The sequence below is a fragment of the Acinetobacter sp. ANC_7634 genome (assembly GCF_056779875.1).
Genome location: NZ_JBWYIT010000002.1, coordinates 52126 through 77005 on the forward strand (window position 1 = coordinate 52126; position 24880 = coordinate 77005).

Annotated in this window: 25 protein-coding genes; 12 read left to right on the forward strand and 13 right to left on the reverse strand. The window is 40.1% G+C overall.

Annotation, left to right across the window (positions count from 1 at the left end; genetic code table 11):
• Positions 1-173: 173 nt before the first annotated feature.
• From mhpT to AC1M9A_RS04065, 3 genes are all read left to right on the forward strand, one after another.
• On the forward strand, positions 174-1382 hold the full coding sequence (gene mhpT / locus AC1M9A_RS04055; RefSeq protein WP_035264856.1) for a 3-(3-hydroxy-phenyl)propionate transporter MhpT: 1209 nt from the start codon (positions 174-176) through the stop codon (positions 1380-1382).
• Positions 1383-1525: 143 nt separating this feature from the next.
• Positions 1526-2179: a bifunctional nicotinamidase/pyrazinamidase gene (pncA, locus tag AC1M9A_RS04060; RefSeq protein WP_481609700.1), complete on the forward strand. Its 654-nt coding sequence runs from the start codon at positions 1526-1528 to the stop codon at positions 2177-2179.
• Between the two features lie 51 nt (positions 2180-2230).
• The gene (locus AC1M9A_RS04065) at positions 2231-3196 is read left to right on the forward strand and encodes a bile acid:sodium symporter family protein (protein WP_481609701.1); all 966 of its coding nucleotides are present in this window, start codon (positions 2231-2233) and stop codon (positions 3194-3196) included.
• 6 nt (positions 3197-3202) lie between these two features.
• On the opposite strand, the gene AC1M9A_RS04070 is transcribed toward AC1M9A_RS04065, so the two are convergent.
• The 9 genes from AC1M9A_RS04070 to AC1M9A_RS04110 all read right to left on the reverse strand — a co-directional run bounded on the left by AC1M9A_RS04070 (position 3203) and on the right by AC1M9A_RS04110 (position 12025).
• The gene (locus AC1M9A_RS04070; RefSeq protein WP_035264844.1) at positions 3203-3667 is read right to left on the reverse strand and encodes a 2-thiouracil desulfurase family protein; all 465 of its coding nucleotides are present in this window, start codon (positions 3665-3667) and stop codon (positions 3203-3205) included.
• Between the two features lie 61 nt (positions 3668-3728).
• A complete protein-coding gene (gene glmS, locus AC1M9A_RS04075; RefSeq protein ID WP_481609702.1) occupies positions 3729-5567 on the reverse strand; it encodes a glutamine--fructose-6-phosphate transaminase (isomerizing) in 1839 nt (612 codons plus the stop codon).
• Positions 5568-5579: 12 nt separating this feature from the next.
• Positions 5580-6944, reverse strand: a complete 1365-nt coding sequence (glmU, locus tag AC1M9A_RS04080; protein WP_481592787.1) for a bifunctional UDP-N-acetylglucosamine diphosphorylase/glucosamine-1-phosphate N-acetyltransferase GlmU — start codon at positions 6942-6944, stop codon at positions 5580-5582.
• A gap of 26 nt (positions 6945-6970) precedes the next feature.
• Positions 6971-7447, reverse strand: coding sequence for a phosphatidylglycerophosphatase A family protein (locus tag AC1M9A_RS04085; RefSeq protein WP_481609772.1), 477 nt, complete (start codon positions 7445-7447; stop codon positions 6971-6973).
• A gap of 10 nt (positions 7448-7457) precedes the next feature.
• Positions 7458-8387, reverse strand: a complete 930-nt coding sequence (gene thiL, locus AC1M9A_RS04090; RefSeq protein ID WP_481609703.1) for a thiamine-phosphate kinase — start codon at positions 8385-8387, stop codon at positions 7458-7460.
• A gap of 12 nt (positions 8388-8399) precedes the next feature.
• Positions 8400-8849 carry a transcription antitermination factor NusB gene (nusB, locus tag AC1M9A_RS04095; RefSeq protein WP_035264834.1) on the reverse strand — a complete coding sequence of 150 codons (450 nt, stop codon included), beginning with the start codon at positions 8847-8849 and terminating at the stop codon, positions 8400-8402.
• A 3-nt stretch (positions 8850-8852) separates the two neighbouring features.
• The gene (gene ribH / locus AC1M9A_RS04100) at positions 8853-9323 is read right to left on the reverse strand and encodes a 6,7-dimethyl-8-ribityllumazine synthase (RefSeq protein ID WP_035264832.1); all 471 of its coding nucleotides are present in this window, start codon (positions 9321-9323) and stop codon (positions 8853-8855) included.
• 24 nt (positions 9324-9347) lie between these two features.
• Positions 9348-10469, reverse strand: a complete 1122-nt coding sequence (ribBA, locus tag AC1M9A_RS04105) for a bifunctional 3,4-dihydroxy-2-butanone-4-phosphate synthase/GTP cyclohydrolase II (protein WP_035264829.1) — start codon at positions 10467-10469, stop codon at positions 9348-9350.
• 284 nt (positions 10470-10753) lie between these two features.
• Positions 10754-12025 (reverse strand): hypothetical protein, encoded by a 1272-nt coding sequence (locus tag AC1M9A_RS04110; protein ID WP_035264826.1) that lies wholly within the window; start codon positions 12023-12025, stop codon positions 10754-10756.
• Positions 12026-12102: 77 nt separating this feature from the next.
• Here AC1M9A_RS04110 and serB point away from each other — a divergent pair, with 77 nt between their 5' ends.
• The 3 genes from serB to AC1M9A_RS04125 all read left to right on the forward strand — a co-directional run bounded on the left by serB (position 12103) and on the right by AC1M9A_RS04125 (position 14721).
• Complete coding sequence (serB, locus tag AC1M9A_RS04115) at positions 12103-13323, forward strand: phosphoserine phosphatase SerB (protein WP_481609704.1); 1221 nt, start codon at positions 12103-12105, stop codon at positions 13321-13323.
• A gap of 413 nt (positions 13324-13736) precedes the next feature.
• Positions 13737-14051, forward strand: a complete 315-nt coding sequence (gene aciT / locus AC1M9A_RS04120; protein WP_035264816.1) for a ciprofloxacin tolerance protein AciT — start codon at positions 13737-13739, stop codon at positions 14049-14051.
• 190 nt (positions 14052-14241) lie between these two features.
• A complete protein-coding gene (locus tag AC1M9A_RS04125; RefSeq protein ID WP_481592791.1) occupies positions 14242-14721 on the forward strand; it encodes an SCP-2 sterol transfer family protein in 480 nt (159 codons plus the stop codon).
• 92 nt (positions 14722-14813) lie between these two features.
• Here AC1M9A_RS04125 and dtd read toward each other — a convergent pair whose 3' ends face one another.
• A complete protein-coding gene (dtd, locus tag AC1M9A_RS04130) occupies positions 14814-15254 on the reverse strand; it encodes a D-aminoacyl-tRNA deacylase (RefSeq protein ID WP_035264810.1) in 441 nt (146 codons plus the stop codon).
• Between the two features lie 233 nt (positions 15255-15487).
• Here dtd and AC1M9A_RS04135 point away from each other — a divergent pair, with 233 nt between their 5' ends.
• The 5 genes from AC1M9A_RS04135 (at position 15488) to asd (ending at position 20766) form a co-directional block, all read left to right on the forward strand.
• Positions 15488-17002 (forward strand): catalase, encoded by a 1515-nt coding sequence (locus AC1M9A_RS04135; protein ID WP_180028376.1) that lies wholly within the window; start codon positions 15488-15490, stop codon positions 17000-17002.
• Between the two features lie 139 nt (positions 17003-17141).
• Entirely contained in the window at positions 17142-17645 is a 504-nt protein-coding gene (locus tag AC1M9A_RS04140) for an ankyrin repeat domain-containing protein (RefSeq protein WP_481609705.1), read from the forward strand.
• Between the two features lie 113 nt (positions 17646-17758).
• A complete protein-coding gene (gene pncB, locus AC1M9A_RS04145) occupies positions 17759-18967 on the forward strand; it encodes a nicotinate phosphoribosyltransferase (protein ID WP_481609706.1) in 1209 nt (402 codons plus the stop codon).
• 105 nt (positions 18968-19072) lie between these two features.
• Positions 19073-19921 (forward strand): sulfurtransferase, encoded by an 849-nt coding sequence (locus tag AC1M9A_RS04150; protein ID WP_481609707.1) that lies wholly within the window; start codon positions 19073-19075, stop codon positions 19919-19921.
• Positions 19918-20766: an archaetidylserine decarboxylase gene (gene asd, locus AC1M9A_RS04155; RefSeq protein WP_035264801.1), complete on the forward strand. Its 849-nt coding sequence runs from the start codon at positions 19918-19920 to the stop codon at positions 20764-20766. Before AC1M9A_RS04150 ends, asd begins: the two co-directional genes overlap by 4 nt.
• A gap of 42 nt (positions 20767-20808) precedes the next feature.
• Here the strand turns inward: asd and phoR are convergent, their stop codons facing one another.
• From phoR to AC1M9A_RS04170, 3 genes are all read right to left on the reverse strand, one after another.
• The gene (gene phoR / locus AC1M9A_RS04160) at positions 20809-22170 is read right to left on the reverse strand and encodes a phosphate regulon sensor histidine kinase PhoR (RefSeq protein ID WP_035264800.1); all 1362 of its coding nucleotides are present in this window, start codon (positions 22168-22170) and stop codon (positions 20809-20811) included.
• A gap of 10 nt (positions 22171-22180) precedes the next feature.
• Complete coding sequence (gene phoB / locus AC1M9A_RS04165) at positions 22181-22891, reverse strand: phosphate regulon transcriptional regulator PhoB (protein ID WP_035264799.1); 711 nt, start codon at positions 22889-22891, stop codon at positions 22181-22183.
• 228 nt (positions 22892-23119) lie between these two features.
• Positions 23120-23806: a TetR/AcrR family transcriptional regulator gene (locus tag AC1M9A_RS04170; protein ID WP_035264798.1), complete on the reverse strand. Its 687-nt coding sequence runs from the start codon at positions 23804-23806 to the stop codon at positions 23120-23122.
• 198 nt (positions 23807-24004) lie between these two features.
• Between AC1M9A_RS04170 and AC1M9A_RS04175 the strand changes: the two genes are divergently transcribed.
• The gene (locus tag AC1M9A_RS04175; RefSeq protein WP_035264797.1) at positions 24005-24850 is read left to right on the forward strand and encodes an SDR family NAD(P)-dependent oxidoreductase; all 846 of its coding nucleotides are present in this window, start codon (positions 24005-24007) and stop codon (positions 24848-24850) included.
• Positions 24851-24880 lie beyond the last annotated feature (30 nt).

Sequence of the window (24880 nt, forward strand, 5' to 3'; positions counted from 1 at the left end):
AAAAAAAATAATTAATCGTTTTGAAGACTAGAATTTATTTTGGTTGGCAAGAGGTATGAAATTTAATCTTATTTTGATTACATTTTATTACACCATTTGATAACTCTCACTTTCATTGACTTACATAGATAATCGGGCATCGGACTCAAATGCTGATGAGTGAGGGAAGTTCAATGCAAGAATCAGTAAGTAACAAACATGCAATTTTGACGGTAGGTATCTGCTTCCTCATTGCAGTAATTGAAGGCTTAGATATTCAGGCTGCAGGTATTGCAGCTGCGGGTATTCGTGAACATTTTGGTTTAGATAGTTCACAATTAGGTGTGTTTTTTAGTGCTGGTATTTTAGGTCTGTTACCTGGGGCACTGGTAGGTGGGCGTATTGCGGACCGTATTGGTCGTAAAACAGTTTTAATTTGGTCTGTTGCTGTTTTCGCTGTATTCACTTTATGTACGGTATGGGTAAATAGTTTTAACAGTTTATTGGCTGTACGTTTCCTTGCAGGTGCAGGACTAGGTGCAGCAATGCCAATTCTCATCACTTTGGCTTCTGAAGCAGTAACCCCACAAAATCGTGGTCGTGCTGTAGGGCTAATGTACTGTGGTATGCCTGTCGGTGCTGCGATCTTATCTTTAATTGCAAGTACAGATTTCGGTGCTAATTGGAAAAATATTTTCTATCTTGGTGGTTTATTACCATTAATTGTTATACCAGTGATGATGAAATTCTTACCTGAATCTAAAGAATTTTTGAAAACGCAAAATAGAACTGAAGCTGAAATTGCAGAAGCTCCACAAGGTTCGTTTAAAGATTTGTTTAATTCACAGAATCTTCTTCGTACGATGTTCATCTGGTGTAGCTATTTCTTCACGCTCATGGTGGTTTACATCATGCTCAGCTGGTTACCTTCTCTATTCCAAGAATTAGGTTTTTCGAGAAAAGAAGGTGCGACAGCGCAATTCTACTTCATGGTAAGTGCTACTGTAGGTACTGTGATTTTAGGTGTATTAACTGACCGCTGGAAAAAAGCTTATGTGATCTTGTTAATGTACGGTGGTATTTTGGCTGGCCTTCTTGCGTTGAATGCAGCAAGCTCACTCACACAAATGTATTTGGCTTCAGCATTGGTTGGTGCTTTCGTGATTGGCTGTCAAGGTGTGCTTTACGCATTTGGTGGTATTGTGTACCCAACAGAAGTACGTGGTACAGGTGTTGGTGTAGCATCGGCAGTAGGTCGTATCGGTGCTATGCTTGGGCCAGCAATTGCAGGATCATTGTTAACGGCAGGATTTGGTGCAGCAGGCGTAATCTCTGCAGCAATCCCTTGTATTATTATTTCTGCGATCTTCATGTTAATGTTGGTACGTCGTATCCAGAATTAAGACAAAAACATAGATTAAAGCCTGCTTGATGCAGGCTTTTTTTATAGAATTTTGATATCAAATTTTCAACTCAAGCAATTGTAGTTCTCTTGATCCTATGCAATAGTCCCTAACAATTTTAAAAATATTGGGAGCTGAAAAGGATGTTCCAACCACAACAAAGTGCACTTATCGTTGTTGATGTTCAGAATGGATTTACCCCTGGGGGAAATTTGGCGGTAGCAAATTCAGATCAAATTATTCCAACCATTAATTCACTTGCTCGGCATTTTGACAATGTTGTCCTTACCCAAGATTGGCATCCTCAAGACCATATTTCATTTTTTGAAAATCATCCTGGAAAGTCTGCTTATGAGACGATTGAATTAGCTTATGGCCGCCAGGTGTTATGGCCTTCACATTGTGTGCAGGGTACACATGATGCAGATTTTCATCCAGACTTGAATATACCCAAAGTGCAGTTGATCATTCGTAAAGGTTTTCATCCACATATTGATAGTTATTCTGCCTTTTTAGAAGCTGATCATCGAACGTCGACTGGCTTAGCAGGTTATCTGCGTGAGCGTGGAATTCGTAATGTCTTCATTGTCGGGATCGCCACTGATTTTTGTGTGGCTTGGACGGCAATTGATGCTGCAAAATTAGGTTTTAATAGTTATGTCGTGTCAGATGCGACTAAAGGCATTGATTTAAATGGTTCGTTGCAACATGCATGGCAAGAAATGCTTGCACAAGGTGTGAAACGAATATACGCCAAAGAACTGATGATTCTCAGACACTCCGCGCAGACCATTTAAAGGTCATGGTTCAAGATCATACGTCGTTAATCCAATAAGTGAACTTTTTAAATGAAAGCCATCAATCAATTCTTGCAAAAAACCTTTGCGCTGTGGGTACTCCTTTTTGCAGGAATTGCCATGTATATGCCAGAAGCATTTATTTGGCTTAAGTCTTATATCACTTGGATGCTCGGGATTATCATGTTTGGCATGGGAATGACCATGTCGTGGAAGGATTTTAAAAGTGTTCTCAGTCAGCCTAAGGCGGTTGCCATTGGGGGGGGTGCTCAATTTATAGTGATGCCATTATTGGCATGGGGCTTGTGCATAGCATTTCGATTACCTGCTGAAATTGCCATTGGCGTACTCCTTGTTGGATGTTGTCCCGGAGGTACAGCATCTAACGTCATTGCTTATATGGCAAAGGCAAATGTGGCTTTGTCCGTCGCGTGTACCTCAGTTTCAACGATGTTAGCACCTTTGCTGACACCATTGATTTTTTATCTCTTAGCGAGTCAGTGGATCGATATAGATGCGGTAGCAATGCTTGTATCGGTAATGCAAGTGATTTTGTTCCCTATCATTTTAGGGGTGATCGTGAGCGGTCTATTTAAGCAAAAAATAGATCGATATATCGCAATGATGCCTATGGTTTCAGTCATCGCGATTGTATTGATTGTGGCTGCGATTATTGCTGGAAGTAAAGTGCAAATTTTACAGTCAGGGTTACTGATCCTTGCTGTTGTAATTTTACATAATGGATTAGGATATTTTATAGGTTATTGGGCTGCAAAATTATTGCAGCTCAATCAAGCAGATGCTAAAGCAGTTTCGATAGAAGTAGGGATGCAAAATTCTGGCTTAGGCGTTGCTTTAGCTGCGGTTCATTTTGCGGCAACCCCCATTACAGCACTTCCAAGTGCAATTTTTAGTTTGTGGCACAATATTTCTGGACCCGTCTTGGCAAGTTATTGGGCGACGCGTGACAAAGCTCACCTTAAAAAACATGAATATGACGATGATGTGATTAAGTAGCTGATTTTATTTCATTAACTGATCTAGAAATTCTTTTTCAGTCATGATGTGAATACCATGTTGCTTTAAAAGCGCTGCTGTAACACCGTCCGCATTTATTTTTGACCCCGAAAAAGAGCCATCATAAATCTGACCAAAACCACATGATGGACTTTTAGCTTTCAAAATCGCATGAGTAATCCCATGTTTTTTCGCAAAAGCTAAGGTCTGTTTGGCACCTAAAATAAATGCTTCGGTAACATCTTTTCCCGAAAGATCAAATACTTTTGCATGGCCACTCAAAACATCGGAGCCTGTTCCTTTTTGAATTTCAGCAGGGGCTCTGGGAGTGCTAAGTCCTCCAGAAATTTCAGGGCAGATTACGACGGCCTGATCGGTATCAATCAGCGTTTTAATTTTTTCTTGAAGGCAATGTTGACCATCGTAGCGAACTGGATGTCCGACTAAACATGCACTGATAAGATATTTCATTTGATAAAAAAAAGACCGATAATTTTCATTATCGGTCTTTTTAAGTGTAGATCAAATTGAATTATTCAACCGTAACTGACTTAGCTAAGTTACGCGGCTGATCTACATCGGTACCGCGTAGTACAGCGATGTGATAGGACAAAAGCTGCACAGGAATACTGTATACGATTGGTGATAATAGTGCTGAAACGCTCGGAACTTGAACAACGTGTTGGCGCTCTTTTTCCTTAATGCCACTATTTTCATCTGCAAATACAAACAGCTCACCACCACGTGCTTGAACCTCTTCCATATTTGATTTGAGCTTATCAAGCATGTCATCCTGAGGAGCAAGAATGACAACAGGCATATCATTATCAACTAAGGCCAATGGGCCGTGTTTCAACTCACCAGCTGCATAACCTTCAGCATGAATATATGAAATTTCTTTCAGTTTAAGCGCTCCTTCAAGCGCGATTGGGAACTGTGTTCCACGACCTAAAAATAGGCAATGTTGTTTTTCAACAAACAATTCAGATAGGCGTAAAATTTCTTTATCACATTGTAATGTGTCAAGAATCACTTTAGGTGTATGCCACAATCCAGTAATGATTTCTGTTACTTGTTCATTAGAAATCGTTTGTTTAACTTGACCGAACTTAAGCACGAGAAGCATCAAGGCAGCAAGTTGTGTGGTGAATGCTTTGGTCGACGCAACCCCAATTTCTGGACCTGCTAATGTCAATAAGCTGTAATCTGTTTCACGCACCATGGAAGATGTTGCAACGTTACAGATCGTCATCGTGGTGATATTAATATTTTTCGCTTTGGCACGTTTTTGTGTATCACGAAGAGCAGCCAATGTGTCGGCAGTTTCACCTGATTGAGAAATACACACATAGAGTGTATTGTTCACGATGACTGGAGTGCGATAGCGGAACTCACTTGCAATTTCAACTTGGCAAGGTACATCAATCAGTTGTTCAAACCAATATTTTGCGATCATGCCTGCATGGTAACTGGTACCGCAAGCGATGATTTGAACTTGCTGAATCTGAGAAAAATCTTCTACAGCATTTGCAAGAAAATCATCACGTAAGTGATCGGCATTTAAGGCTTGAGAGATAGTTTGCTTGATTGCTTCAGGTTGCTCATAAATTTCTTTCAGCATGTAATGCTTATATTCACCTTTTGAAGCATTACTCACTGTCGCATCAAGTTCTTTGACAGGGCGTTCAACGCGCTCACCTTGTACATATACTTCAATCGTATCACGTGTTAAACGCGCAATATCACCTTCTTCAAGGTATATAAAACGATTGGTAATCGGTAATAGGGCCAATTGATCAGAACTGATAAAGTTCTCACCAATTCCCACACCGATCACGAGCGGTGAACCTTCACGAACAGTGATCAATTCATTTGGGTAATCTGTATGTACGATACCGAGTGCAAATGCACCTTTGAGTTGAGGCACAACTTGTTCAACGGCTTTAAGCAGGTTAGGAGCAGACTTCAGTGCATCGTGAACTAAGTGTGCAACAACTTCAGTATCTGTTTGGGATGTAAACACATATCCTAATGCTTCAAGATCATCTTTAAGCTCTTGGTAATTTTCAATAATACCGTTATGTACCACAGCGACTTGACCAGATATATGCGGATGTGCATTATTTTCTGTAGGTTTGCCATGAGTAGCCCAACGTGTATGTGCGATACCAAGCGCGCCAGTGATCGCTGCTTCTGAAACCGCTTCTTCAAGGTTGATAACTTTACCGACACGACGTTCACGTAAAACTTGACCTGCATTGATTAAAGCTAATCCCGCTGAGTCATAACCACGGTATTCAAGACGCTTTAAGCCTTCAATTAGAATATTCGTTATGCTTCGTTCTGCTACACCGCCGACGATACCACACATACTGTAATCCCCTTAATTCTTAATCTTTTGTGGACGTGGATAATTGTCTTTCACAAATTGTTTAGAGCGTTCTACCGCTAAACTATGATCATCCACATCACGAGTAATCGTCGATCCAGCACCAACTGTTGCACCATTACCAATTTTAACCGGCGCGACTAAAGAGCTGTTTGAACCTATAAAGGCTTGGTCACCAATGATCGTTTTAAACTTGTTGGCACCATCATAATTACATGTGATCGTACCCGCGCCGATATTTGAACCCTCACCCACTTCAGCATCACCTAAGTACGTAAAATGATTGGCTTTAGAGCCTAAACCAATGGTGGTGTTTTTCACTTCAACAAAGTTGCCAATGTGTACTTCATTTGCCAATTTAGCACCAGGGCGCAAACGTGCGAATGGTCCAATTTGAGTCTGCTCACCCACAATGGCTGAATCAAATACGCTATACGGTTGAACTTTCGTGCCTGCAGCAATTTTGGAGTTTTTAATTACACAGCCTGCACCGATTTCGACATTGTCACCAAGTTCACATTCGCCCTCGATAATGACATTGATATCGATACGTACATCTTGACCAACCTTGAGTGAACCTCGGAGATCGAAACGACTCGGGTCGATCAAATGTACACCTTGCTGCATCAGTAATTTCGCTTGGTAGTTTTGGTATTCTCTTTCCAATGCTGCCAATTGCACACGATCATTTACACCTTCAACTTCGAAAGCTAAAGCAGGTTCAACTGAGGCAATTTCGAGTCCATCGTCAATAGCCATTGCTACGATATCTGTTAAATAATATTCGCCTTGCGCATTATTATTATTCAGACGTGGCAACCACTCGTGCAATTTGGCATTGCTTACTGCATAAATGCCAGTATTAATTTCTTGAATTAAACGTTGCGCTTCAGAAGCATCTTTATGTTCAACAATGGCTTGGATTTTACCATTTTCTCTCACGATACGACCGTAACCTGAAGCATCGTCTAGTGTAAGTGTGACTAAGCCAATACCTTTAGATTGTGTTGCTTCAAGTAATTTTTGTAATGTATCGGCTGTAATACAAGGCACATCGCCGGATAAAATTAAAGAAATACCATCTTTGGGTAAGACAGGTAAGGTCATTTGAACAGCGTGACCTGTACCAAGTTGTTCAGCTTGTTCAACCCAGTCAATATTTTCTGTCGAAAATGCTTGTTTAACTAGAGCGCCGCCGTGACCGAAAATAGTAATAATATTTTCAGCTTGTATTTTTTTTGCGGTTTCAATGACATGCCCTAAGAGTGGACGTCCTGCTAAAGGCTGTAATACTTTTGGTAGTTTTGAACGCATTCGCGTCCCTTTACCTGCAGCAAGAATAACAACTGTGGTTGACATACAACATCCTTTCTTTGGAGCTTGGCTTAAACCATATCAATATAGAGATAAATTATAATACAAAGTGCTGCCCACAAACCTGCGATCAGGTCATCAAGCATAATGCCGAAACCACCGTCGACTTGACGATCAATGACGCGAATCGGCCAAGGTTTCCAAACATCAAAGAGACGGAAAAGTGCAAAACCAATAAAAAGCCATACCCAATTCATCAGACCTAGGTAGATTAAAGGGAGAAATGTGATCGATTGACCCGCAAATTCATCCCACACAATTCGTCCGTCATCATGGACGCGCATTATATCAGCGGCTCTTCCACAAATATATATCCCAATCAATGACATAACGATTATGGCAATCGTGCTATACAAAAAACCTATTGCCATGAAAGCAGGGATAAACAACAAGGCAAAAGCTGAACCAAAAGTACCAGGTGCTTTTGGCGCTAAACCAGAACCGAATCCAACGCCACAAAAAACAATGAAACGTTCAGACCAAGTCATCGTTTTAAAATTAATTGGTTGTTTTTGCAAAGTGCTGATATCCCTGTAATTCTAGTTCTTGTGGTTGTCGATAATGATAAAAATCTAATAGCTGAGTCTCTTTTACGACACCAATCACCGTGATTGGTGTATCGCAGTGTTGAGCTTTTAACTCATCTAAGGCAGATGAAGGAATCGTAAAACACAATTCATAATCATCGCCACCTGCTAAAGCCAATTGCCATTTTTGCTGATTGGGCAATGCTTGTAAGGCAGGACTAAGTGGAAGTTGATCTAAGTGTAAGTCGGCACCTACATGTGATGCTTTGAGAATATGTCCTAGATCTTGTGCCAAACCATCGGATACGTCAATCATACTATGCGCCAATCCTTTAAGCGCTTGACCGAGTTCACAACGTGGAGTGGGATAATCGAGACGTTTTTTTAAAGCATGATCGGGATATTTTAATCCGAATGCAGCATCACCGACAGTGCCTGATACACAAATTAAATCACCTGCTTGAGCACCAGAGCGTGGCACGGCTTTTCCAATATCCACCCAGCCTAGAGCGGTAACTGATAATGTGAGATGTGGGCTTTGCGTTGTGTCGCCGCCAATTAAACTTATCCCAAATTGATCGCAACAATCATACAAACCCTGACTAAACCCTTTTAGCCAATCATGATCAATTTGGGGTAGGCTCAATGCCAAGAGAATGCTTTGAGGTTTTGCACCCATGGCTGCAATGTCTGAAAGATTCACAGCTACAGATTTCCATCCAATCGCATGGGGATCTGTATCGATGGGGAAATGTCGACCAGCAACGAGGGTATCGGCACAAATGACCAATTGTTGCTGTGGAGGCGGGGTGAGCAGGGCTGAGTCATCACCGACACCTAGATCGACTGAAGAATAACTCGGTCGATTGAAATAGGTATCAATAATAGAAAACTCAGCCATTTCAACAACAACTTATTTTGCTTGTTGCTTTTCTGCTTCACGTAGGCTTTGTGCCAAACGGTCTAATACACCATTGATGTATTTGTGACTATCTGCACCGCCGAAGTGTTTAGCCAATTCAATTGCTTCATCGAGAACGACGCGATATGGAATTTCAAGATGCTCTTTCAATTCATACGCGCCAAGACGCAAAGTAGCTAATTCAACGCCGTCCAGTGCCGAGATCTCACGATCTAGTACTGGAATTAATAACGCATCCAATGCTTCATGATTTGCAATCACTTGTGTGAGCAACTCGTGATAATAGCTGAGATCCACTTTATGCATGGCATTTTCAGCACGTGTACGTGCTTCAATTTCATGCACAGGGTTGTGGCTCATTTGCCATTCATAAATCCCTTGTACAGCAAAACGACGTGCTTTGCGTTTAGCTGCATAAGTAGCTTGGAGTGTCTGCGACATGCTTTAGATCGCCTTTAGCAAGTTAACCATTTCAATTGCAGTCAAGGCAGCTTCACCACCTTTATTACCTGCTTTTGTACCTGAACGCTCGATGGCTTGTTCAATGCTGTCTGTAGTCAATACGCCATTGATTACAGGTAAACCAGCTTCTAAACCAACAACACCAAGGCCTTTTGCACATTCACCAGCAACAAAGTCAAAGTGAGGAGTGCTACCGCGAATAACTGCACCAAGTGCAATTACCGCATCAAACTTACCAGAATTTGCGAGTTTTTTCGCCACAACCGGAAGTTCCCAAGCGCCTGGCGCGTGAACGACAGTGATATTATCGTCTTTAACACCATGTCGATGCAATGTATCAATTGCACCTTCTAATAAATGTTCAACAACAAAGCTGTTAAAACGACCAACTAGAATCGCGTAACGATCTTCGCTCGCGAGATGTAATAAACCTTCAATACGGCGAATCGCCATAGCAACCTCGATATTTAATAAGAGTTATGAATGAGAGCTCTGATCAGCTGTGATGTATTCGACCACTTCTAAATTAAAGCCAGACAATGCATTGAAGCGTAAAGGTGAGCTCAGGAGCTTCATTTTCTGTACGCCTAAATCACGTAAAATTTGTGCACCCACACCAATGGTTTGGTATTGCTGCGATAAGGCAGCATTTGACTTGGCTGGTTTTGGCGCAGTTAATGCTTCTAATGCTGGACCTAAATCAGACGGCTGACGTTGTCCAATCCATACCAAGACACCACGATCGCTTTGAGCAATTTCTTTTAAAGCACGATCTAAATTCCAAGCTGCTTCACCATCTTGCTTATTAAGCTTTAATAAGTCTCGCGCCGGATTGAAGCCATGAACGCGAACAGTCGTCACACCCTCTTCAGGTTGACCTTTAACCAATGCCAAATGAATATCAGGATTCCCGACTTCACGATAACGGTAAAGATCAAAAGTACCATACTCGGTATCGAGTTTTTGTTGATCCAAACGCTCTACCGTTTGTTCATTGGTCATACGGTAGTGAATAAGATCAGCAATTGTACCAATTTTTAGACCGTGTTTTTCAGCAAAAATTTCAAGGTCAGCACGACGGGCCATAGTCCCGTCTTCATTGATAATTTCACAAATCACAGAAGCTGGTTCAAGACCTGCAAGACGAGCTAAATCACAGCCTGCTTCGGTATGACCTGCACGATGGAGCACACCACCTGGTTGTGCCATGAGTGGAAAAATATGGCCTGGCTGAACGATATCTGCTGGTTTTGCATGTGCCGCAACTGCTGTTTGAATCGTGTGCGCACGTTCTGCTGGAGAAATACCTGTAGAAATGCCATTTGCAGCTTCAATAGAAAGCGTGAAGTTTGTCCCGTGTTGAGCGCCATTCGCATCAACCATTAACGGTAAATTTAATTGTTTGCAGCGTTCACGACTTAACGTTAAGCAAACCAAGCCACGAGCATGCGTGATCATGAAATTAATGTCTTCAGGTCGTACGTGCGTTGCAGCAATAACGAGGTCGCCTTCATTTTCACGATCTTCATCATCCATCAGGATGACCATTTTTCCTGCACGGATATCTGCTACAAGTTCTTCTACAGTATTGAGCGACATCAACCTTCACCTTTTTGTTATGTCATTCTGACATTTGAATAAATTTGTTGCGCCATAGTCTAACGCTTTTTTAGTCAGTTTGCCTATGCTTATGACTGTACCATTCAACACAGTCCAACATACACCTTCATAGCACATTGAAAAGAGAGATAAAATTACCAAAAGAGCAATTTTGTATACAAACTAGACGCTTAGTCTAACTTTTCACGACTGTGAGCTTTTAAAAAGAAAAACCAGATTTAACTTAGCATCAAATCTGGTTTACTTATTAAAATTTAATCTAATTAAGAGCTGATTGTACGATCCGTCGAGGAGCTTTGGGCTTTGCCTTTCAAAATCTCAGTACGGATATTTTGTGCGAGTTCGGCACAGGCTTCGTTCATACCATTAATCATGAAAGCGTGACGTGTTAACACACTGGTTGGATTCGGCATCGGAACCAATTGATAGCATTCACCAATATGCTTTAACTGATCGTGGGTCAAATATAGCGCCATTTCTTTCGCAATCAGGTGATGTGTGAGTCTTTCCGCAGCTTGTACTGAATCGAGTTGCATTGCCTCCACTGGGGCGGTTACAGCACAGCGCGTTTGCAATACGAACCGTTTATCCTCACGGTAACGCTTATAGAGTACTTCTGACAATAATTGAAACACCGAACCAATCATTAAGATGCAAGCAATCGAGTTATTCTTGAGTGAAGAAATACTGATGACAGCGCCTTGTTGATCAAAACTACGATTCACAACGATATCATCAACATTCAAATGATAATGCGCTGTACACAGTTCGATACTCTTATTTAAGAAAATTTGACATAAATTAAAATAAGGTAAAGAGACAGATTTGTTGACCGTATTAATTAATTGTTTCGGATCATAAAATTGGATATTCAGTGATAAAGCATCCTGATTTAACTGCAGAGTCGGTACTTTTGGCGTAATTGCAGCTTGTTCTTTATTTTGCTCTGGCGTATGAGGTTGTTTAGGCTGACTCTTTTCCAGTTCTAATGCTTCAGTGAGCAGTTTGATCTCATGACGTAAACGGGACTCATTATTTAATCTCGCAAGATATTCGCTACGCGTAGGGCGAGCAATGGCACGATAAGCCAACCATAATAAGCCATGAATAAAGAGTGACGAGAGGATCGCCAGCCATTGTGTTCTTAATATTTCACCGATACTTGGTTTAACCAATGTGATTTCCACACTGCCAATTTTCTTTTCATTTTGTAGTGCATCTCGAACGAAGATTTCACCCTGACGCGTCTTAGACAAGCCTGCAGTTGCGAGAACTTGATCTCCTGTGCCAAGAATACGTATATATGCAACACTTGGATTCGTTGCATAGCGGTTGGCTAATAATGCAAGAGATACAGTATTGGCAGGTTCAAGTTCAGTTAAGCTATCTGCGACCAGTTGAGTCGTCATTAGCAAACCTTGGCTTGCACGGTTTTCATTTAATTGATGTGTCGTTGCAATAACCAATAAAAAGGTATGCAAGGCAAAACTTACAATCAGCAGGCTAGCAAATAGCCCTTGTCTAGGCGCATTCAACGTAAACTTCCAAAGAAAATTAATTCAATTTCGATTATGATTCTTACAATATTCGTAGCTCAGACCCGAGTCAATTCATGCGAGAAATCATTCTTATTTCATTTTTAGGACCTGACCAACCGAATCAGTTTACTCGATTGATGCAGGTGTTGTCCGTACATTCTTTGCAAATTTTAGATGTAGGACAAGCAGTTATCCATAACCAATTGACTCTCGGCATCGTGGTTGCTTCCGAAGACCAGACAGCAACGGCTTTGGCCATGAAAGATATTCTGATTTTAGCACACGATATTGGTCTTACTGTGCGCTTTAAACCGATCGATTCAGAAGATTATGAGCAATGGGTGAAAGAGGGTGGACGTACACGATATATCGTGACGGCATTGGCACCTGAACTTACTGCAGCACATTTGCAAGCAGTGACTAATATTGTTTCAAGTCAAGGGTTTAATATTGAAACAGTCACTCGTTTGTCTGGTCGCCCAACGTTGAATCATTTTGAAAATGAACCAAAACGTGCTTGTTTGCAATTTGGTTTGAGCGGTCAGATGTTAGATGCTGCAACGATGCGAGCGGCATGTTTAAGTTTATCAAATGACCTTAGTGTCGATGTTGCAGTACAAGAAGACACGCCGTACCGTCGTAATCGTCGTTTAGTTTGCTTTGATATGGATTCAACGCTGATCGAACAAGAAGTGATTGATGAGCTTGCAATTGAAGCAGGTGTCGGTGCACAAGTCGCAGAAATTACTGAGCGTGCTATGCAAGGTGAGCTGGACTTTCAGAGCAGTTTCCGTGCGCGTGTGGCGCTACTGAAAGGTATGGATGCTTCTGTATTGCCTAAAATTGCAGAACGTTTAACGATTACTGAAGGTGCAGAACGTCTTATTTCAACCCTGAAATCTTTGGGTTATCGTACGGCTATTTTATCTGGTGGCTTCCAATATTTCGCTGAATATTTACAAGAAAAACTTGGGATTGATGAAGTTCATGCCAATATCTTGGATGTTCAAGATGGGCAGGTCACTGGCGAAGTTAAAGGGCATATTGTGGATGGCGCTCGTAAAGCATTTTTATTAGGCCAAATTGCGGATGAAATGGGCATTTCACTTGAGCAAACGATTGCAGTAGGTGATGGTGCGAATGATTTGCCAATGCTCTCTATAGCGGGCTTGGGCGTTGCATTCCGTGCTAAACCATTGGTGCGTCAAAATGCAAATCAAGCCATCTCAAGTGTTGGGTTGGATGGTGTTCTGTACCTGTTAGGTGTACATGATAAAGATTTAAGTCGAGCTTAAAATCAAAAAAAGCTTATTAAAAAGGCGACCAAATGGTCGCTTTTTTTTATCTAAGTGAATCATTCTTAGACAAATTTTAATCAGCTAAGTTCAGACGAAAAAACAGATGGTCATCATCGAAAAAAAGATGTTTTTGACAAAAAATTACGAGGTATTTTTTTGTAATGACACGCCAAGTTTGACTGATTCTGACTCTATGAAAAATGTCTAATCTTAAAAAATGTAATGACAAAAGAATGTTGCGACAATATGTGTCGCTTACAAAAGCATCAGGTCTTTTTTTCTGAAAAAAACTCACCATAATGCTTTCATAAACGCCAACAAGACCATTGAAGAAAGTGAAGCGTTATTTAATTTGTTGTGAAACACCATTAGGCAGTATTTGAAACATCTAAATTTTGACGGAGATTTTTATGGTCACTTTAACTTTTGCAACGATACTCGGATTTGCTCTGATCGCTGTAGCATTGGCGGCCGTATTCTTTTCACCTTATCGTCATTGGCTAGGGTTTATGTTGGCGGGTATGGTCTTCTGGGGTTTACTTGAAGGTATTCGTTATAGTGTCCAACACGTCTTTGACATGTCTTTGGCATATAGTTATTTAACAGCGATTAGCTTAGCCATGGTGGCTTTAACGGCTTTCTTACTTCGCGAAGATAGTCGTGCGCAAAAGGCTTTAGAAAATCGTCGTTATATTGAACATACTCCTGTATATGAGGACGATTAAATCCTACTCATGACAAATGATATGTAAACCAAAACTGCGTGGTAACAATTTTATATTTAAAGGTGTATCAAAATGATATACCTTTTTTTTGCCTATACGTTTTGTTAAACAAAGCTGCATTTCCTTACTTATAAGATATGCTAGGATGAATCAATTATTTTTGATATTAAAAAAACGGACTTAAATTGTCATGAAACTATCTTCAATACCTGTTGTGAAATTACCTATCGTTGATGCAAGCACAGATCCACTAGACCTTTTGGTGTTAGGTTTGGCGTTGCGTATGAAACAATTGTCACGTACGAGTCCAAAATTTATTGAGTTAATTCATGATCGTCAGTTCCGTATTCAAATAGGTACAGATCTAGGTGTTGCACGTCAGATTTTAGTCAACAATGGTCAGATTGATTCTGTTTCAGGTGATGCAGAGAAAGCAGATTTCGTACTTCAGTTTGCTGATAGCGAGCAAGGTGTTAAAACCCTGTTGAAAGGTGATCCAACTGCATTCATGACGGGTATGCAAAATGGCAGTATTAAAATGGAAGGTGATTTCAGCTTATTGGTATGGTTTAACCAAGTCGCTAAATTAATTCCACCAAAAATTCCTAAACCTGTAAAAGAAAAAATACAATTTGCTCGTCAATTTATTAAAGAAAAGACAGGTAAGTAATACAGCACCTAAATACGGACTTTTCTCGTTTTGATTCTAGAGATGAGTATTGAAATGCAAGAAAAAAAGCCCTCATCAGAGGGCTTTTCTAGTCATTCAACTTCAAGATTGAAGGTTACCGGACCATCATTGATGAGATGCACTTTCATATCCGCTGCAAAGATTCCTGTTTGTACATGTTCAAACTGAGATTTTGCGTATTCAACTAACTGTTCATACAGTTCTTTTGCTTCGAGAGGCGGCATTGCAGGGCCGAAGTCAGGACGCAAACCTTTTTGGGTTTGTGCCATCAGGGTAAATTGCGAGACTAATAATAATCCGCCTCCGGCTTGGCTAAGATTCCAACCCATTTTTCCTTGGTCATCATCAAAAAAACGGTATTTTAAAATCTTATCGATGAGCTTCTTACCTTTTTCAAAGTTATCTTCTTTGCCAATACCAATAAAAACTAAAATCCCTTTTTCGATTTGACCAGTAATCTCACCATCCACAACGACTTTCGCTTCAAGGACGCGTTGGAGTAAAGCACGCATAATTCAACCAAGTTTGATGTTTTTTAATTCAAATGAATTGTATCAAATTGGAAAAAAGATAAGGGATAAAGTCGTTATCTATCCTCATAAGCCATTGATAAAAAAATAATTAATCGGAGTATATACTTTTGATCTAATAAAGCGATTGAAATAATAAAAATTAACCTTTTTACCAATTTTGTTAAAGAAGGTAATTTACGCGTGCAGGAAAGGTAAATTTGAGAGAGAAAACGATGTTTAAGCGTTCAATGTTGGTTGCAATGCTTGCAACTGCGACAGCAGCATCAGCTGCACCATTAACAAAAGATAACGGCGCACCAGTGGGTGATAACCAAAACTCAATCACTGCAGGTCCAAATGGTTCTGTATTATTACAAGATGTACAGTTGATTCAAAAACTTCAACGTTTCGGTCGTGAGCGTATCCCTGAGCGTGTTGTACACGCACGTGGTACGGGAGCTTATGGTGAATTCGTTGCAACTAAAGATTTATCAGATCTTACTATTGCTTCACTTTTCAAAGCAGGTACGAAAACTCCAGTATTCTTACGCTTCTCTACAGTAATTCATGGTAAGCATTCTCCAGAAACTTTACGTGACCCACATGGCTTCGCAATTAAGTTTTATACTCAAGAAGGTAACTGGGATTTAGTTGGTAACCAAACGCCTGTATTCTTCATTCGTGATGCGATTAAGTTCCCAGACTTCATCCACGCAATGAAACCAAGCCCAATTGACAACGTTCAAGACGCTAATCGCGTATTTGACTTCTTGTCTAGCCAGCCATGGGCAACAAATATGTTGACTTATGTATATGGTAACCAAGGTGTTCCTACGAGCTACCGTGAACAAGACGGTTTCGGTGTACATGCATTTAAATTGTACAACGACAAAGGCGAATATAAATACGTTAAATTTAACTTCCGTTCTAAGCAAGGTGTTAAAGGTCTAAACGTTAAAGAAGCTGCTGAATTACAAGGTAAAGACTTTAACCACTTAACGAATGATCTTTATAAGAACATCAATGCGGGCAATTTCCCGAAATGGGATCTTTATATCCAAGTGTTGGATCCTAAAGATTTGAATAGCTTCGATTTCGATCCACTTGATCCAACTAAAATCTGGCCTACTGATTTAGTACCAGAAACAAAAGTGGGTACTTTGACATTAAATCGTATGCCGAAGAATTTCTTCCAAGAAACGGAACAAGTTGCTTTAGCACCAGGTAATTTAGTACCAGGTATCGAGCCATCAGAAGACCGCTTACTTCAAGGTCGTATCTTCTCTTACTCTGATACACAAATGTACCGTTTAGGTGCAAATCACCAACAAATTCCAGTAAACCGTCCATTGGTAAATGTGAACAACAATAACCAAGATGGTTATATGAATGTTGGTGCTACGACATCTAATGTGAATTACGAACCAAGTCGTATTGAACCAAAACCATCTACAGCGAAAGCTCGTGCTGTTGAAACTCCACTTTCTGGTACGGTTCAGCAACGTGGTGTGAAAGAGCAAAACTTTAAGCAAGCGGGTGATTTATACCGTTCATACTCTGCTAAAGAGAAATCTGACCTCATTATGAACTTAGCAGCTGATCTTGGTAACGTAAAAGATTCAGAAACTAAACACATCATGTTGTCTTATTTCTATAAAGCAGATGCGGATTACGGCACACGTATGACTAAAGCTGTAAACGGTAACTTAGCGACTGTTAAAGCGAAAGCGGCAGCTTTAAAAGACTAATCAAGATTAGTTCTTGAATTGGTGATTAGGGTCTAAGGTGTCACCTCAAAAAAGTCCTGTAAAACTCAATTCCTTTCCTGCAACCCTAGGGGAGTTTTACAGGCACTCGTTATCGAATTTAAACTCAGGTGAGGGAAGAATGAAAAATATTGTATATAGTTTATTAATCGCTTTACTGAGTTTAAGTTCAGTAATGCTTCACGCTCAAACGACGTCTGTCAGTAGCTCACAACAATCAGATCAGAAAGAAGTGATTGACTTATTTTTTGCAGCAGCGAAAACAGGAAACAAAGAAGTTGTTCATGAATTTTTGAAACATGGGTTTCCAGTCAATATTAAAAACCATGCTGGTTTTACACCATTAATGATGGCGACCTACTATGGTCATCAAGATATTGTAACGACTCTATTGGAAAACGGCGCAGACCGCTGTGCTCGTGATAATAAGGGTAATACAGCTTTGATGGGTGCTATCTTTAAGCTTGAATGGTCGATTGCCAAACAATTACGCCAGGTCGATTGTGATGCTCAAGCAAAACAGACAGGACACAAGACCACAGAAGAATTCGCAAAAGTTATTGGGCAAGATAAAGCATTGAAAGCTTTGACTGAGTCATATAGTCAAGACAATGCAAAAAAATAATCAGTTTAAGTTTTAGTAATTAGTCGAATAATCTTCGACAATTACTAAAACGAGCTATGAATCGCAACAAAATGTGCTTTAATGCAATAAGTTGCTAAAAACTGAAAAATAATATGTCTGCCATTATTCAATCCTTACTTGATACTGACTTGTATAAATTCACGATGCTACAAGTGGTATTACATCAATTTCCTCAAACGGATAGTGTCTATCAATTTCGTTGTCGTAACCTTGAAGATACAGCCTATCCACTCGTGGATATATTAGAGGAACTGAACGAACAGTTAGATTTACTGTGTCAGCTCAAATTTAAAGAAGATGAATTACAATATTTAAGAAGTTTACGCTTTATTAAAAGTGATTTTGTAGACTATTTAGAATTATTCCAACTTAAGCGCCGCTTTATTAAAGCCAGTATCGATGATCAAGGTCGTTTAGATATTCGTATCGAAGGACCTATGGTTCAAGCAATGATGTTTGAAATTTTCGTGCTTGCAATCGTCAATGAACTCTATTTTCGTCGTATTCGCGATGAGCAGGTATTGGCAGAAGGAGAGCGCCGTCTTAAAGCTAAAATTGAATTGTTGAAACACTATGAAAGTAGTCAACAACCGAATGATCCACCATTTCTTGTTTCCGATTTTGGAACACGCCGTCGCTATAGTTTTGACTGGCAGAAACATGTGGTGGAAGAGTTTAATAAGGCTGCACCACATATTTTTCGTGGCACCAGTAATGTTTTATTGGCAAAGCAGTTGGGTATTACACCCATTGGTACGATGGCACATGAATTTTTACAAGCTTTCCAAGCACTGGATGTTCGCTTACGTGATTTCCAAAAAGCTGCACTTGAAACTTGGGTGCAGGAATATCGCGGAGATTTAGGCATTGCACTGACAGATGTTGTTGGTATGGATGCATTCCTAAGAGACTTTGATTTGTATTTTGCCAAATTGTTTGATGGTCTACGACATGACAGTGGTGATCCATATGAGTGGGGCGATAAAGCCTACGCACATTATAAAAAATTAAAAATTGACAGCAAAACTAAAATGCTCACTTTCAGTGATGGTCTAAACTTAGAGAAGGCATGGGATTTGCATCAATATTTTAAAGATCGTTTCCAAGTGAGTTTCGGGATTGGTACTAACCTCACCAATGATATGGGACAAACTGCTTTGAATATTGTTCTAAAGTTAGTCGAGTGCAATGGTCAATCAGTAGCTAAACTCTCTGATAGCCCAGGAAAAACGATGACTGATAATGATACCTTCCTCGCATATTTGCGTCAGGTATTTGATGTTGAGTCTCCTCAATCATAATTTCCCTTTTCTGATTTTTTGCTAATACCATGCAAAAAATCAGAATAATTTTGAAAAAGTCTTGTGCTAAGATTTTAACAAGGCCAATAGAACTATTCAATAAATATGACCACTAACGCTTTTGATTTCGGTCTGCTCATTGAAGCAGAACAACTTGTTCCTCATTTAGGAAGTGAAAAGTTACGTATTGTTGATTTGACCCGAAGTTCGGTCTATGAGCAATTACATATTCCGCATGCTATACATCTGAAGCCAAAATTTTTAGTGCGCCAAGAGGAACAAGCTACGGGTTTATTGCCTGATGATGAAGGGCTTCAGCAGCTAGTCCAGATATTAAACATATCACCTGAGCATCATGTCGTGGTCTATGATGATGAAGGTGGGGCATGGGCTGGTCGACTGATCTGGAATCTACACTGTATGGGTTTTTATAACACCAGTTTATTAAATGGTGGTATTCATGCATGGTTAGGCGCCAACTATCCTACGTCTTCAGAAGTTGAAGAGGTTCAGCCAGTCACATGTCTTTTTCAAGTTAAGACATCCAATGTTGATCAACACCGGGTTGATTATTCAAATTTAATAAAAAAAATTGAAAATAAAACTTGCCAAGTATGGGACTGCCGGACGGCTGAAGAGTATACCGGGCAACGTCTCGCGGCACGTCGTGGTGGACATATTCCAACGGCTAGACATTTTGAGTGGAGTACTGCACTTAATCGTCAAAATCATTTAAAATTGCACCCCTTAGAACGCACGCAACAACGTTTAGAACAATTGGGCTTTCAATTTGATCAGCCAGTCGTCGTATATTGTCAGTCTCATCACCGTTCAGGTTTAGCTTACATTATTGGTCGATTACTGGGTTGGGATATCCAAGCTTATGATGGTGCGTGGAGCGAGTGGGGCAACCGCCTCGACAGTCCAATCATTACTGGAGAGTCACCTGAGTGAGTCTGACAAATTTAAAAAAGAAACTATTTATTCAAGCGCAGCAAATCGTCCCGCAACAAAAACTCAGCCGTTTGGTGGGTAAAGTCGCAGCCAGTGAAAACCCAGTATTAAAGAATGTTGTCATTCAAGCATTTAAAGCAAAATATGGCATTGATATGTCAATTGCTGAGCAACAAAATGCCTTGAAATTTAAATCCTTTAATGAGTTTTTCACTCGCTCTTTGAAAACAGGCGTTCGTTCAATTGATCCTAATCCTAAAAGTGTCGTGTCACCTGCAGACGGTGCAATTTCACAATTGGGTAAAATCAATGAGGGCGATATTTTTCAGGCAAAAGGTCAAAGCTTTTCAGTTGAAAAGTTAATTGGTGATCCTCAATTGGCAGCACCATTCAAAAATGGTGAATTTGCAACAGTGTACTTATCACCGCGTGATTATCATCGTGTGCATATGCCTTATTCTGGTACATTGACTGAAACTTTATATATTCCAGGTGAATTATTTTCAGTCAACCAAACTACAGCTGAAAATATTCCGGGTTTGTTTGCACGTAATGAACGAATGGTATGTTTATTCGATACTGATATTGGTCGTATGGCTGTTGTTTTAGTTGGCGCAATGATTGTTGCTGGAATTGAAACTGTTGCGACAGGTAAAGTAAAACCAACAGGTCGCTTAGAGCTGAACCATCATGCGATGAAACTTGAAAAAGGTGATGAGCTCGGACGTTTTTATTTGGGTTCAACGGCTGTAGTTTTGTTTGAGAAAGATAAAATGCAATGGGACCAAGCATTTAAGGCGAACTCAACTGTAGTAATGGGTGAAGCGTTGGGTCATCTTATTTGAGTATATCTTTTGAATAAAAAAAAGCGCCTAAGGCGCTTTTTTTTATTCGTGCATTTTATACAAGCGTTCTTTGGGAAACACGGCAATAAATGTAGAGCCTTCGTTTTCTTTCGACTCGATTTCAATATGTGCGCCATGTTGCATAAGTACGTGCTTAACGATGGCAAGGCCTAAACCAGTACCACCTGTTTGACGACTGCGTGCACTATCCACACGATAAAAACGCTCAGTTAAACGCGGTAAGTGTTTTGGATCAATTCCAATACCAGTATCCTGAACAGAAAAATAGCCACGTTCTCCATCATCATGCCAGCCGATGGTGATGGTGCCACCTTTCGGGGTGTACTTTATGGCATTGGTAATTAAGTTGCTAAATGCACTCGCCAATTCCATATCTGAACCAATTAAGTCACAGTGGCTGTCTATATCAAGGTTAAGTGTATGACCATAATCAATATTGTAAGCTTGCGCATCATCAAACAGATGGTTCATTAAACTTGGCATTTCGATAATTTGATTTTTCGCAATTTGTTTTTCATTTTCTAAACGAGACAAAAGCAAAAGATCATTGACCAATGCATTCATGCGTTTAGTTTGCGATTGCATTTGTTCAAAGGCACGTTTCCAACGCGGATTGATATCTTCTTGATCTGTGAATGTTTCGATATACCCACTTAACACTGTGAGTGGTGTTCTTAATTCATGTGAAATATTGTCAACAAAATCTGAACGCATTTGCTCGAGATTTTTCATACGCGTAATGTCGTGCGCAACTAAGAGGCGACTTTCATTGCCAAAGCGAGTCAGTTTGATTTGCGCGTACTTATTATCATGGTTCACCAATTTAATTTTTACACCATCTGGTGCTTGATGGGTATTATGAAAATATTCAATAAAATCTGGCTGGCGAATAATCGTGAGCAGGTTGCGGCCACGATCAACAGCTTGAATGCCAAATAACTTTTCCGCAGCAGGATTCCACCATTCGATTTGATGGGAATCATCCGTAAGAATAATCGCTTCTGATAAAGCCACGAGAGAAGATTGAGTTCGATCGATCAGTCCAACCATTTCAGACTGAACAATACGTTCTTGGCGTTGAGCCCGATATACATTGAACAGTAATGCCCCCCAGATTCCATTTAAATTTGGTGGTACATCGTAAGGACGATTCGAAATCCAATCATTGACTAAATATAATGAGCGTAATTGGATACCAAAAAATATGAGACAGGCAATGCCTAAGCATATCCAAAGATAGCCAATCCCTAACCCGATACAGCCCGCAATAATCAGTAGAAATACCAGTAAACGTAAGTCTTGCTTGGCAAAAGTCCATAAACTGCTATATAGAAACTTTTGATGTTCACGTGCCAATTCTGGGACGGGGTAGGGTTCGTACATAAAATCTAAATTAACCTAAAGCAACATCAGCTCGTGTTGAAAAACGATAGCCAGTACCACGCACAGTTTGAACATAACGGTCTGCACCATAAGGTTCGAGCACCTTACGTAAGCGACGGATATGGACGTCGATGGTTCTGTCTTCAATATACACATTTCCACCCCATACCTGATCAAGTAATTGAGCACGGGTATAGGCACGTTCTGGATGAGTCATAAAGAATGCCAATAGACGATATTCTGTTGGCCCCATATCAAGAATATTTTGATTATAGCTGACACGTTGGCTTACTGGGTCAAGAATTAAGCCATTTGCATCAATGGTTTTTTCGCCATTTAACGCATTTGCACGTCTTAACACTGCTTTAATACGGGATACCAACTCACGTGTTGAAAATGGTTTCGTCATATAGTCATCTGCACCAGCATCAAGACCTTGAACTTTATGATCTTCTTCGCCACGCGCAGTCAACATAATGACTGGAATTTCTGAAAGTGTTTCATCACGCTTAAGGCGACGACACAAATCTACGCCACTCACGCCACCCGGTAACATCCAGTCGAGTAGGATAAGCGCTGGACGTTGATCAACAATCATTTGATGTGCTTGTTTCGCATCTTCTGCTTCCAAGCATTGAAAGCCTGCCATATCTAAAGAAGTATGGATCATTTCCCGAATTGGGAGCTCGTCGTCGACAATTAAAATGTAGTCATCTTTCACAACGCAATATCCTATGATGAACGGTGAACCGTTTTATATTTATGACAGGCTTATTACAAAGATTAATTATGACAGTATCATTGCAAGATGGAAATCGAAGTTAAATATAGCAATGTTTTGTGACAATTAGGCTGATATTTTGTCTCATTGATATTTATTAATCTGAAATTAAATCAATATCTTAAATTTACTTACGATTTGTCACAATTTCTTCATCTTAATTTGATGCTACTTTTTCATTAGATCATTCAATAGGGCGAGAAAAACGGTTTTACATGCCTGAACGACCTCAGCACGTGGAAGTTTAAAACCACCTACTACCCAGCGAACAGCAACTTGAGTGACATAGCCATTTAGACCAGTTGCAATCAAGGAGATCTCTTTTTCAGTGAGATGGGTATGTGGCATCATTAATGTGACAAAGGCATGAATCATTCGGTCGAAACGGCCCATTGTTTCTTGAATGGTTGCATGATTATGAAGTTCTTGGACGAGCATTGCATCAATATAAATAATCCGAGCGGTACGCGGATCATCTTCTAAAAAACTAAAGAACGCATTTAGACCTGCATCAATCATGTTTAGAGGCTCAGGAGAGGCTTTCATAATAGCTTGCATTAATGTTTGTTGAAGCTTCTCAATCAGTTCTAAAAAGATCGTTTGGAATAAGTTTTCACTTTTCTTAAAAGATTCATAAAAGTAACGTTCAGTTAATTTCGCTTGTGTGCAAATATCTTTAACGGTTACTGAGAAAAAACCATGAGTTCCATATGCTTCAATACCCGCTTCAATAAGTTTCTCACGGCGTGCTTGTTTGCGTTCAGTTAAGGACATCCCTTTAAATTGACGCTCTTTTGCGGGAGGCTTTTCAATCGCTTGCTCGTGTTCTGATGGAGTGAGGTTCTCTGGGTTCATAGCAATTCGAGTCTTTTTATAAAAGTGTTATGCTGCGGTCAGTATAGAGTACTGATCAGCTAAAGATACTAAATTGGCCTATAGTAACAATAAAAATGGTCGATAGTTACATTGACAATAATAATTGTCAAAATTATAGTGAACATGAATGACCCAGATCAACGCTGTGGTGCATAAAAATCAAAAAAAGGATTCACAATGAAAAATTTTAAAAACAAAGTGGCTGCAATCACAGGTGCAGGTTCTGGTATTGGTCAACAACTTGCGGTGTTACTGGCTAAGCAAGGTTGTCATTTGTCTTTAAGTGACGTAAATGAAAAGGGCTTAGCAGAAACAGTTGAACTGACGAAGAATGCAAATGTACGAGTCACAACCAAAAAAGTAGATGTTGCGAATCGTGACGAAGTTAAAGCATGGGCGGCTGAAACTGTACAGAATCATGGTTCAGTGAACATGATTTTCAACAATGCTGGGGTGGCATTGGGTTCGACCGTTGAAGGTGCAACATACGAAGAGTTGGAATGGATTGTTAATATTAACTTCTGGGGTGTCGTATACGGCACCAAAGAATTCTTACCATATATTAAGAAAACAGGTGATGGACACATTATCAACATTTCAAGTTTATTCGGTTTAACTGCGCAACCAACTCAGTCTGCTTATAATGCAACTAAATTTGCTGTACGTGGTTTCACTGAATCTCTTCGTCAAGAGCTAGATATTGAAAATGTGGGTGTGAGCGCGCTTTGCGTACATCCAGGTGGCATTCGTACCAATATTGCGAAAGCTGCAAAAATGAATGACAGTTTAAAATCTTTGGGCATGAATCCACAGAAATCTGCACAGACATTTGATAAATTATTACGTTGTCCACCTGAAGAAGCAGCGCGTCAAATTCTAGAAGCAGTGCAAAAAGATCGCCGTCGTTTACTGATTGGTAACGATGCGAAAGTGATTGATTTAATGCAACGTGTGATGCCAACGGGCTATCAAAAAGTGACTGCATTTGCGACTAAAATGAGTAAACGTTTCGATTCTAAATAATCGTTAAAAAACCCGCGTCATGCGGGTTTT

What these genes read in the sequence shown, in the direction of transcription:
- glmS (WP_481609702.1), bottom strand. Translation starts at nt 5,567, where the DNA reads ATGTGTGGTATCGTCGGCGGTGTAGCAGAACGAAGCATAACGAATATT.
- AC1M9A_RS04135 (WP_180028376.1), top strand. Translation starts at nt 15,488, where the DNA reads ATGTTTAAGCGTTCAATGTTGGTTGCAATGCTTGCAACTGCGACAGCA.
- AC1M9A_RS04175 (WP_035264797.1), top strand. Translation starts at nt 24,005, where the DNA reads ATGAAAAATTTTAAAAACAAAGTGGCTGCAATCACAGGTGCAGGTTCT.
- dtd (WP_035264810.1), bottom strand. Translation starts at nt 15,254, where the DNA reads ATGCGTGCTTTACTCCAACGCGTCCTTGAAGCGAAAGTCGTTGTGGAT.
- AC1M9A_RS04150 (WP_481609707.1), top strand. Translation starts at nt 19,073, where the DNA reads ATGACCACTAACGCTTTTGATTTCGGTCTGCTCATTGAAGCAGAACAA.
- aciT (WP_035264816.1), top strand. Translation starts at nt 13,737, where the DNA reads ATGGTCACTTTAACTTTTGCAACGATACTCGGATTTGCTCTGATCGCT.
- phoR (WP_035264800.1), bottom strand. Translation starts at nt 22,170, where the DNA reads ATGTACGAACCCTACCCCGTCCCAGAATTGGCACGTGAACATCAAAAG.
- thiL (WP_481609703.1), bottom strand. Translation starts at nt 8,387, where the DNA reads ATGGCTGAGTTTTCTATTATTGATACCTATTTCAATCGACCGAGTTAT.
- AC1M9A_RS04070 (WP_035264844.1), bottom strand. Translation starts at nt 3,667, where the DNA reads ATGAAATATCTTATCAGTGCATGTTTAGTCGGACATCCAGTTCGCTAC.
- mhpT (WP_035264856.1), top strand. Translation starts at nt 174, where the DNA reads ATGCAAGAATCAGTAAGTAACAAACATGCAATTTTGACGGTAGGTATC.
- ribBA (WP_035264829.1), bottom strand. Translation starts at nt 10,469, where the DNA reads ATGTCGCTCAATACTGTAGAAGAACTTGTAGCAGATATCCGTGCAGGA.
- pncB (WP_481609706.1), top strand. Translation starts at nt 17,759, where the DNA reads ATGTCTGCCATTATTCAATCCTTACTTGATACTGACTTGTATAAATTC.
- AC1M9A_RS04170 (WP_035264798.1), bottom strand. Translation starts at nt 23,806, where the DNA reads ATGAACCCAGAGAACCTCACTCCATCAGAACACGAGCAAGCGATTGAA.
- serB (WP_481609704.1), top strand. Translation starts at nt 12,103, where the DNA reads ATGCGAGAAATCATTCTTATTTCATTTTTAGGACCTGACCAACCGAAT.
- AC1M9A_RS04125 (WP_481592791.1), top strand. Translation starts at nt 14,242, where the DNA reads ATGAAACTATCTTCAATACCTGTTGTGAAATTACCTATCGTTGATGCA.
- glmU (WP_481592787.1), bottom strand. Translation starts at nt 6,944, where the DNA reads ATGTCAACCACAGTTGTTATTCTTGCTGCAGGTAAAGGGACGCGAATG.
- ribH (WP_035264832.1), bottom strand. Translation starts at nt 9,323, where the DNA reads ATGGCGATTCGCCGTATTGAAGGTTTATTACATCTCGCGAGCGAAGAT.
- AC1M9A_RS04140 (WP_481609705.1), top strand. Translation starts at nt 17,142, where the DNA reads ATGAAAAATATTGTATATAGTTTATTAATCGCTTTACTGAGTTTAAGT.
- AC1M9A_RS04065 (WP_481609701.1), top strand. Translation starts at nt 2,231, where the DNA reads ATGAAAGCCATCAATCAATTCTTGCAAAAAACCTTTGCGCTGTGGGTA.
- AC1M9A_RS04085 (WP_481609772.1), bottom strand. Translation starts at nt 7,447, where the DNA reads ATGACTTGGTCTGAACGTTTCATTGTTTTTTGTGGCGTTGGATTCGGT.
- pncA (WP_481609700.1), top strand. Translation starts at nt 1,526, where the DNA reads ATGTTCCAACCACAACAAAGTGCACTTATCGTTGTTGATGTTCAGAAT.
- nusB (WP_035264834.1), bottom strand. Translation starts at nt 8,849, where the DNA reads ATGTCGCAGACACTCCAAGCTACTTATGCAGCTAAACGCAAAGCACGT.